At 40.5% G+C, this 9,454-nt stretch carries 10 protein-coding genes and 1 pseudogene; 4 read left to right on the top strand and 7 right to left on the bottom strand.

Going from position 1 to position 9,454, the window contains the following annotated elements:
• Positions 1 to 88: 88 nt before the first annotated feature.
• The 7 genes and pseudogenes from ABYD77_RS15540 to ABYD77_RS15570 all read right to left on the bottom strand — a co-directional run bounded on the left by ABYD77_RS15540 (position 89) and on the right by ABYD77_RS15570 (position 4,396).
• Positions 89 to 499 carry a GFA family protein gene (locus ABYD77_RS15540; RefSeq protein WP_372771035.1) on the bottom strand — a complete coding sequence of 137 codons (411 nt, stop codon included), beginning with the start codon at positions 497 to 499 and terminating at the stop codon, positions 89 to 91.
• A gap of 8 nt (positions 500 to 507) precedes the next feature.
• Positions 508 to 993: a helix-turn-helix domain-containing protein gene (locus tag ABYD77_RS15545; RefSeq protein WP_372771036.1), complete on the bottom strand. Its 486-nt coding sequence runs from the start codon at positions 991 to 993 to the stop codon at positions 508 to 510.
• A 164-nt stretch (positions 994 to 1,157) separates the two neighbouring features.
• On the bottom strand, positions 1,158 to 1,679 hold the full coding sequence (locus ABYD77_RS15550) for a GNAT family N-acetyltransferase (protein WP_372771037.1): 522 nt from the start codon (positions 1,677 to 1,679) through the stop codon (positions 1,158 to 1,160).
• Positions 1,666 to 2,154, bottom strand: a pseudogene (locus tag ABYD77_RS15555) (DUF523 domain-containing protein). The gene ABYD77_RS15550 and the pseudogene ABYD77_RS15555 overlap by 14 nt, the downstream one beginning before the upstream one ends.
• A gap of 3 nt (positions 2,155 to 2,157) precedes the next feature.
• On the bottom strand, positions 2,158 to 2,652 hold the full coding sequence (locus ABYD77_RS15560; protein ID WP_372771038.1) for a GNAT family N-acetyltransferase: 495 nt from the start codon (positions 2,650 to 2,652) through the stop codon (positions 2,158 to 2,160).
• Positions 2,653 to 2,656: 4 nt separating this feature from the next.
• Positions 2,657 to 3,409 (bottom strand): alpha/beta hydrolase, encoded by a 753-nt coding sequence (locus ABYD77_RS15565; protein WP_372771039.1) that lies wholly within the window; start codon positions 3,407 to 3,409, stop codon positions 2,657 to 2,659.
• An 87-nt stretch (positions 3,410 to 3,496) separates the two neighbouring features.
• Positions 3,497 to 4,396 (bottom strand): LysR family transcriptional regulator, encoded by a 900-nt coding sequence (locus ABYD77_RS15570; RefSeq protein WP_372771040.1) that lies wholly within the window; start codon positions 4,394 to 4,396, stop codon positions 3,497 to 3,499.
• A gap of 114 nt (positions 4,397 to 4,510) precedes the next feature.
• Here ABYD77_RS15570 and ABYD77_RS15575 point away from each other — a divergent pair, with 114 nt between their 5' ends.
• The 4 genes from ABYD77_RS15575 to ABYD77_RS15590 all read left to right on the top strand — a co-directional run.
• Entirely contained in the window at positions 4,511 to 6,067 is a 1,557-nt protein-coding gene (locus tag ABYD77_RS15575; protein WP_372771041.1) for an NADH-quinone oxidoreductase subunit L, read from the top strand.
• A 2-nt stretch (positions 6,068 to 6,069) separates the two neighbouring features.
• Positions 6,070 to 8,472 carry a YbcC family protein gene (locus ABYD77_RS15580; protein WP_372771042.1) on the top strand — a complete coding sequence of 801 codons (2,403 nt, stop codon included), beginning with the start codon at positions 6,070 to 6,072 and terminating at the stop codon, positions 8,470 to 8,472.
• Positions 8,472 to 9,260: a DUF6671 family protein gene (locus ABYD77_RS15585; RefSeq protein ID WP_372771043.1), complete on the top strand. Its 789-nt coding sequence runs from the start codon at positions 8,472 to 8,474 to the stop codon at positions 9,258 to 9,260. Before ABYD77_RS15580 ends, ABYD77_RS15585 begins: the two co-directional genes overlap by 1 nt.
• A gap of 9 nt (positions 9,261 to 9,269) precedes the next feature.
• Positions 9,270 to 9,454, top strand: a 185-nt coding sequence (locus ABYD77_RS15590) for an L-threonylcarbamoyladenylate synthase (RefSeq protein WP_372771044.1), incomplete at its 3' end; no start/stop codon positions are given.

Raw genomic sequence — 9,454 nt, forward strand, 5'->3', positions numbered from 1 at the left:
CGTTTTGCAAGTAACTTGGCAGTGGCGGCGCCGATACCACGCGACGCGCCTGTAATTAAAACAACTTTACTCATTTAGTGGTTCCCAGTTACTTTGCACGACTCGGTTCAAATTCAGAGTAATGCGGGAGATCTTCATTTAAGCTATCCCAATTAGCCTTTGAATCGACAAAATTATGTGACATTGGGCGTTCAGTGATATCGCTATTTAGCACGCCAAGACGAAGGCGTAAACGAGTTGGGTCATCCGCGTTTGAGCTATAAAGTGGAGACGCACATTGTTTGCAAAAATGACGTTTTCTGCCTGGTTTTACTTCAAATGCATTTATAAAACTTTGCCCCTTAGTGATGCTAAGCGACTTTGTTGTGATAAAACCATTTGTGGCAAACGCGGTGCCGCTCGATTTGCGGCAAAGCGAGCAGTGGCAATGAATAATATCGCTAATTGCACCGTTTATGGTCATATTAACTTCGCCACAAAGGCAGCTTGCTGAATACATATTTATCCTTAAATAGAAGAGGTTGAGCTTGAAAGTTGTTTTTTGCGAGTTTGAAAATCCACAAACACATTAATGCTCAACCATACAAACCCTCTCACAAAGCTAATGCCACCAAAATCCAAATAGCGGAAATGACCATGCAATTCGTATTGTGCATCAAAATTAGCGCCTTTTAGCGTTGGGATTAGAATATCGACAATCCATAAACCAAATAGAATGCTCGAAATAGCAAATGCGGCAATCCAGCCATATTTAACTAAAAAGTGAAAAGCAACATGCTCAATGCTGGACTGTTGCTGCAATTGTGCCGGTGTGAGTTCAAACACAGCTGCAAGCGCTTTGCTTGTTTCAAGCGAGGCATTGCCATTTTTTTCAACACGCTGAATGGTGCGAATACTTAAACCTGCTGTCACTGCAAGTTCTTCTTGGCTCCAGCAATGTTGCAAGCGTAGTTGTTGTATTTTCTTATTATCAAGTTTCACAAATAGACTCATTGGGTTGTTCCTTATCAGATGCTATTGATAAGGCTGAGCATAGAAAATGAGTGTACAGATTACAGCGACAAATACTAGACGTTATTACGACATATACCTGACAACCCTCTGACAGTTTTACGACAGACAACTTATCAGGTTCTATAGTGTAAGTGTTTGGTTACTTATGACGAAATTTCTGGCCATAAATAAACATACTCATCAACCCGCGAGCCACAAGGCGCATGCCATACACCTTCTTTTATGCGTTTGGCGCCAAGTTTTTCATAAACTTTAATGGCGTGCTGATTGCCAGATAACACTTCAAGGAAAACACTTGGGTGCTTAGCGTTTTCTTTAAGCCATTTCATTGCCATAGTCATTAATTGTTTGGCGATGCCGTTGCCATGGTAGTTGCTATCAACATGTAGGTTATCAAGAAGGCTGCCATGCTCCTCGCTATGATCAGCATAAACACAAATAAAGCCGACAAGCTTGCTGTGATGGTTTGCAATAATCACATGTTGTTTTTCGTTATCGTGACTAAAACGAGATTGCCATACTGTAAGTCTCTCGTTCGGTGCTATATCACTTAAATACTCCGCTTTTAGCATTGTATGGTAAGTGCTTTGCCAGCTTTTGGTATGAAGGGCTGCGATATCCATTGCGTTTTCTTTTGTGGCAACGCGGTAATCAATTGTGAGCACTGGAATGATCCTTGTCCTTTTGAGCTAGCTTAATTAAATCATTAACTTGGAATTGATTAAATACTTTAACGCCATGTTGACTTAATAACTTTGCAGTAAGCCCTTGGCCGCGCTGTTTAATGCCTTTAAATGTGCCGACATATACTTGAGTGCTGCCGCGGCTGGGGCTAAATTCGGTTAATAATGCGAATTTAATATGATGTGTTTGGCAATGTGCCAAAGCGAGTTTTGCGCCTTGTTTAAATGTGTTTGTTACATCAAGGCCATCATTTTATTTCACCATAATCGCATTTGTTATGATTGTACGTGTGATTTCGGCGGGAGGTCTTGGCGTGAGTAATCCTGCACTTACTTCAGGATAAAATGGTACAAGCGTAAAATGGCTTTTAAGTTTTGATAAATCAAACGATACCGAACTATCGTTGTAACGCACAGGTCTGCCCATCAAGCAGCTGCTGATTAGTAATTTTTGCATAGTCTAAAGGGTTAACTCAAAGTGCAGCATATCGTTACTATTTGAAGGTGTTTTAACAAAGCCCTGTTTTGTTAGCACATGGGCTGAGGCTGTGTTCTCTGTGCTCACGCCGCCATTGATAACATGCCAGTCATTTTGTGATTTGCCATAGGCAATTAAACCCGTCAGCAACTCAGTTGCCAAGCCTTTACCCCAATGTGATTTTGCAAATAAATAACCAATATGGGCATGATGATTTTCAACATAGATAATTAAAAGCCCCGCAAGTTGCGCCATTTCATTTAAGTAAAGGCCGTATACTTGGCTACTTTGTACTTGTTCGTTTAACCACGTTTTGGCTGCATGTTCGGTTGTTATTCCCTGAAAACTTGGCGGTAAATGTTCGGTAACCTCATCACTTAAAATACACACTAGTTGGCATAGTTCATTGCTGCCAAGCGGTGTATCCAGTGCTTTTATGTTAAGGCGTTTTGTATTAAACACGTTTTGTTTTGTCATTGTATTAGTGCTTATTGCTACAGGGCTTATCAGTTAAAAATAGTGCGATTTTGTCGGTAATGGCTTCTTTTAACCAAGTCGGGCCGCCATCGTACATATCGTTATGGCGAGACTTATCAATTTTTACGATACAGACAGGGTATTCACTCAATTCACTTGGTGTGTAAAGCACACCTTCATCTGCTGGGAAATCACTGCCACGAATTGATAGCACTTTGATATTGTGATTACGCGGAAGTGGCACACGACGGTGATCAATGGTAATCACACGCTCAATAAAATCGACGTTTTCATTTGCAAGCCAAGACGAAATATCGCCACCATTTGAATGGCCTATGAGCGTGAGCGCATTAAAGTTATACCCAATAAATTTTTCGCCAAGAAAAGATCTTACAAAACGCAAAGTGGCTGCGCCACGCTGCCAATTTTCACTGCGTGTTTGGTATAAATTTCCTGTCACCGATAAAGGCGGATCACTTGGCAACTCATGACCAACGGCAATGGTTAAAAAGCCACGCTGTTTAAGCAGGGTTTCAATAAATTGATACTTTGTATGCTTAATGCCGTAACCTGCGCTAATTATGGCGACCGGACATTGATTTTTTTGCGTGCAACTTGCTGAATTTATAGGCTTAGATACCGTAACAGGGATATTGCGGTCTCGTGATTTATCGAAAATGGTGTTGCTATGTGTACTGGCAAAAAGCATATGGTTACTAAAACTTAAAAATAGACTTAAAAGTAGCGAGAAACGCATATATTTCCTTGTCTTCGTTGTTAGGCAAAGTTGAAGTAGATAGATTAAATGCCTATGGCATTGAAAATGCTATATAAGCGTTACTTGTCACTTAACTTCACTAAAACCCTGAATTTGTTGCTGGAGTAAAGCAATTAGGCTACTAGGTAAAAACTTCTTGTCAATTGTAATGGCATAAAAGTGTTCATAAGCGTTGGGCAACTCTTGATACACGCATAATTTACCTTGCGCTATTTCATCTTTAACGACAACCTCGGGCAGTACTGCTAACGCGCCACTATCACGAGCTAACAATCGCAGCATCGCCATATCATCGGTTTCTGCTTGTACATCCGGTGTGTATTGCCATGTTGCGCATAATGCATTGAATAATTTCCGTATTTCGGTATGTTTACTGGGCAGTACCCAACGCGTACTCTCGTACCCTGTCGGAAACTTATTGGATATGATTGAATCAGTTGGGCCCACAATAGCAAGTGGTTGCCTAGAAACCAATTGCGAGTGCCATTTCGGATCATTTGCTGTGGTACCAACAGCAACATTGGTAAGTACTAGGTCATACTCATGACTAGCTAATCCATTGAGTAAGTTGCTAATATTATCCGCTGATAAAGAGAAACTTACATTGGAGTTTGCCAATAATGGTGAGACGAAATGTTCAATAAAATTGCGCGATAAATTAGTCAGCACGCCAATAGATAAGTGCTGATTTGTCTCTACAGCCCCTTTTTTTAAAAATAACTCCAGTTCATCGCCTTTTTTAAAAATATCATCAGCATAAGAGAGAACTTTTGAGCCCTCAGGAGTTAGTTTTAGCTGTCTACCAACTCTTTCAAACAATTGTATATCCAAATTATGTTCTAGCTGCTTAATTTGCGCTGAAAGTGCGGATTGAGATACATGTAAGGATTTTGCTACTTGCGTTAAGTTGCCAGACAAGGCAACGCGCCAAAAATAGTACAAATGATGGTAATTAAGGCGGCTCATATCAATAATTGTTAATCAAAACAGAACGTATTGTTAGTTTATATCTATTATAATTATGTAAAAAGCTTTGGCATACTTTTTATACCATTTCAATTAGAGTGATGATTCATGCCAATGCACACAATACATCTATTAAGTATTCCAATATTGTTGGTTATAGCTGCAGGATTGCTGAAAATTAGGCGCATTAACCCTGGCCATATTTTGACAGGTATTAACTTCTTTATTGCGTTTCAGTTTGTAGTGATTGCTACAATGATGATGTTTTTTGAACCTCAACAGAGCAAGTTAGTTAACACCAATATATTAAATTTGTTAATGCTGTTATTGGTAATGGGAATTGGCTTTATTGTTACTAAATTTGCTAAAAATTACATGCAAGCAGAAGTTAATGCTTCGAACTTCTGGTGCTGGTTGCTACTAACACTTGCAGCGGTAATTTGTGTTGTAATAACGAATCATTTGGTGGTTTTACTGGTTGCTTGGGCGGGTATTAGCTTATCTCTGCATCGATTATTGACCTTTTATCCCGAACGATCACGGGCATCACTTGCGGCACATAAAAAGTTTTTATTGGCACGATTAGCAGAACTACTCCTTGCCAGTGCTATTGCATTACTCTATTCACAACATCAAACGTTTTTTATTAGTCAGATATTAACGCATTTTAAAAACGTTGCGATGCAACCCGAGTTGTCATTGACGTTATCTGAGCAAATAGCAGCAGCGCTTTTGGCGCTTGTTGCTTTAATAAAGTGCGCACAATTACCTGTTCACGGGTGGCTAATGCAAGTGGTTGAAGCGCCAACGCCAGTCAGTGCGCTATTACATGCAGGTATTATTAATTTAGGTGGGTTTTTATTACTATTATTTGCGCCACTAATGATGCAAGCAATTGTTGCAAAATGGTTGATCCTGCTGGTTGCTGGTTTTACAACTGTGATTGCTGCATTAGTGATGACAACACGCGTCAGTATTAAAGTGCGTTTGGCTTGGTCTACCACAGCACAAATGGGCTTAATGCTCATTGAATGCGCGCTAGGCCTCTACGAATTGGCATTGATGCATTTAATAGCGCATTCAATCTATAAGGCACATGCGTTTTTAGGATCGGGTAGTGCGGTATTTGATACGCTTCAAGCACAACTGGCGCCAGTAAAAAGACCAAGTTTATGGCAGTGGTGTGTGGCTTTAGTACTGTCGTTTGCTCTCACGGCTAGCACATTATCGATAACGCAATACCAAGGCCCTTTTAGTGTATGGTTATTGATTGCATTTGCACTGTCTTCGCTGTTAGCTGAGCGTTTTAGTGAAAATCAAAACAGTCGGTTATGGTTGGTAATGCCTTTCGCGGCGCTGATTATGGGGTGCTACATTGGATTTAAGTGGCTCTTTTCTCACGTACTAGTGCTGCCTGCATCAGCATTAACGTCTTTTGGTAGTGCTGCAGATGTTTTTCTTAGCGTATTACTTTTAGGGTTATTTATCTTGTCGTTATGTTTGCAATATGCTGCACATAACCCATGGATTAAGCGCCTGTCAGTCAGTTTATTTGCTGGACTCTATCTCGATGAATGGTTAACCAAGCTAACACTAAAAGTTTGGCCAACAGAATTACCTAACGCAAAAGTCAAAACGCCCTTTAGGTCATTTTCTCAGCAGGAATCTTAACTATGAACATGAATACACTAGCGACTAAGCAATTGGCGCTAACAAAGTCACAATTTGATTCATTGTCAACCGCATGTAGCAAAATAGCGCCAACATGGCCATTGGATAAGCTTATTGCAGTTAACCCCTATTGGGAAATGCGAGATATGACATTTGAAAAAGTGGCAGCAAGGTTATCTACCTTAGCTGGCATAGCTTGCCAAATGCCTCGAGAGTACTACCGCTCACTTTATCAACAGGGGTTAATTTCTCAGACAAGCCTTGATAAGGCGAGAAAAGAACAAGCAAGTGATTTGACTCTAAAAGAGCTAATTGCTGAATTACACGAGCACAAAAATGTACAACAATGGCTACCTTTTGCTGCTTTGCTCGATAATGCTCGCGACTCACATAAAATGGGTTGGTGCCATGAAATTGTCCATCAAATTAGCCAGTTTTGCGCCGATTTTTATCGGCTAGAACAACAAACAAGAGAAGTGGATTGCCTTTACAGTCATTGGCTAACTGTGACACAACTCGATCGTGGGATCAGTATTGTGATGGATGAAGCACTGTTGCAAAAGCAATTTTTAGCTTTACCTCAAGATAAGTATTCACTGATTGCAATCGCAATTGATGAGCTAAATATCCCGATTGAAAGCTTAGAGTATTATGCTCATGCACTGCTTCTCGATATCAATGGTTGGGCTGCATGGGTTGCATATGAGCGTTGGCAAGGTCAATTATATGATCAAAATAAGGATGATATGCTAGCGTTAGTTGCAATACGCCTTTCATGGGAACTGGTTATTGCACGACATTTAAAGCTCACTAAACCAAAGATATTTTCAAAACTAAAAGCGCAATTTGATGAGTCATTAAACGCACTTCCTGATTTGTTAGCAATACATGAGAAGGCACAAGCGCCACTATGGGTCTGGGCAAAAGCGGCTGAATTGACTTATCAAGAGCAACTTAATCAACAATTAAATCTCGCAAATTCAGCGGTTAAAAGAAAACCTAAATTACAAGCCGCGTTTTGTATTGATGTTCGCTCTGAAGTGATACGCCGTGCACTTGAGTCACAAAGCAACGAAATAGAAACACTCGGCTTTGCTGGCTTTTTTGGTTTACCTTTAGAGCTTGCGGTAAATCAAAGCCCATTAAAACGTCCGCAATTACCTGGTTTATTGAAACCTATTATAAAGGTGAGCAGCATCGATGCTAAACAGTCTTTCGTGTCTCATAATCATCGTGCTCGATGGCAGCAATGGCAAAAAGGTGCAGTTTCAAGTTTCTCCATGGTTGAATCGGTAGGTGTACTCTATAGCTTTAAATTACTCGCTAATAGCCTATTTAATATCAACAACCCTCACCCTGTGCATCTGAACACTAATGTTAACGAGTGGGTTTTAGAGAATGAACAAGGTGTGCTTACATCTGAACAAAAAGCAGAGTTAGTAAAGGGTATTCTGCACGCAATGGGACTTAAAGACTTTGCACCTAAAGTATTGCTGGTGGGTCATGGTAGTCATACCGCGAATAATTTACATGCAGCGGGGTTTGATTGCGGGGCATGTGGTGGACAAACCGGCGAGGTAAATGTTCGTGTGTTGACGCATTTATTGAATGACAGTGAAGTGCGTAAAATATTGCTTGAAAAAGGAGTAAACTTAGGTGAAACCGAATTTATTGCAGCAATTCATAATACCACGACAGATCAAATAAACTGCTTTAGTCAGCTTAATGAACCTGACATTGAACACTGGCTATCAGCTGCATCGAATGCTGCAAGACGAGAGCGAATCAAAAAGTTACAACCAGAATTGGCAAATGAATCGGATAAAAAAATTGCCCATGCATTAATCAAACGCAGCCGTGATTGGTCTCAAGTGCAGCCTGAGTGGGGGTTGGCAAACAATGCCGCGTTTATTATTGCACCTCGCCATTGGACGGAAAATCTGAATCTTGAAGGCAGGAGTTTCTTGCATGACTATACTTGGCAAGCAGATACTGGCTTCGCAATTTTAGAATTGATACTGACTGCGCCTATGATAGTAACTAATTGGATCAATATGCAGTACAACGCTTCTGTATTCGATAACCACAAATTCGGATGTGGGAATAAGGTGCTTCATAATGCTGTGACAAACAATATGGGGGTATTTGAAGGCAATGGCGGAGATTTACGCATTGGTTTATCACTGCAATCATTGCATAACGGAAAACAGTGGATGCATCAGCCACAACGTTTGGCTGTTTATGTTGCAGCGCCGCAAGAGGCAATTGAAGAGATCATTAACACCCATGAGAATGTTCGTCAGTTAATTGATAATAATTGGCTCTATTTAAACCACTGGGATGGTTCAGGAAAGATAATACGTTACTACCGTGGTCAATGGCTGCCACAGACAAGTGCAAGATAATGCGAATTTATTTGGCAACAAAGCATCAAAAAGCCCCATTGATTGCGTCGGAATTGAGTTGTTTGAATATCGAAGTGATAGAGTGTAGTGATTTTGATACTGACGCTTTAGGCACTTTTACTGGTGATATTGAACGTACACTCACACCAGAAAAAGCTGCGTTAGTGAAAGCGCAAACAGCATGTGAACTGATGAATGCTGAATGGGGGCTTGGCAGTGAGGGCAGTTTTGGTGGAGGCCCTTATCCCGGAATAATGAATTGGAATGAGGAAATACTCTGTTTGTACCATCGTACGACGAAGCAAACAGTTTATGCCAAGGCCTGTGGTCCAAGCCTAATTGAAGCAATTAATGCGAACTCTTTAATTGAATTGGAAAGGGCATTAACAAAACACAGTAAGCAATATTGGATGTTAGCGCACCGAGATTGCACTTACAAAGGCTTATCGGCAGAGCAAGTCATAGACTTTTGCCTGCAGAATAAGATGACATTTCCGCTCTGTTTGACGCCAGATCTGCGTGCAATGCATAGCCCTGAAAGGCAAATGATGATAAGAAAGGCCGCTCAAGATTTGGTACTGCGGATGCAGTCATGTTGCCCTAAATGTAATGCAATGAATTATGTAATTAAAAAAGCTGAAAAAGGTCTGCCTTGTCGACAATGTCATTTACCCACTCAAAGAATAAAATCATATCAAAAGCACTGTGATGAATGTGATTGGCAAGAAATATTATTCGCTGATAATAATCAAGCAGATCCCATGTATTGCCAATTATGTAATCCTTAAGTAGAAACTATGACTAAGTTTAAAAAAACAAACTTACTTTCAGGCGATAAAGCGATTGTAAGAGCCCTGACGTTACTAGAAGCAGGGCAATGTGTGGCGCTACCAACCGAAACTGTATACGGTTTGGCTGCAGACGCAACTAATGAGCTTGCGCTGGAAAAAATATTTACAGCGAAAGGTCGGCCAAAGAATCA

It is taken from the genome of Pseudoalteromonas sp. (assembly GCF_041629635.1).
Taxonomy (GTDB): Bacteria; Pseudomonadota; Gammaproteobacteria; order Enterobacterales; family Alteromonadaceae; genus Pseudoalteromonas.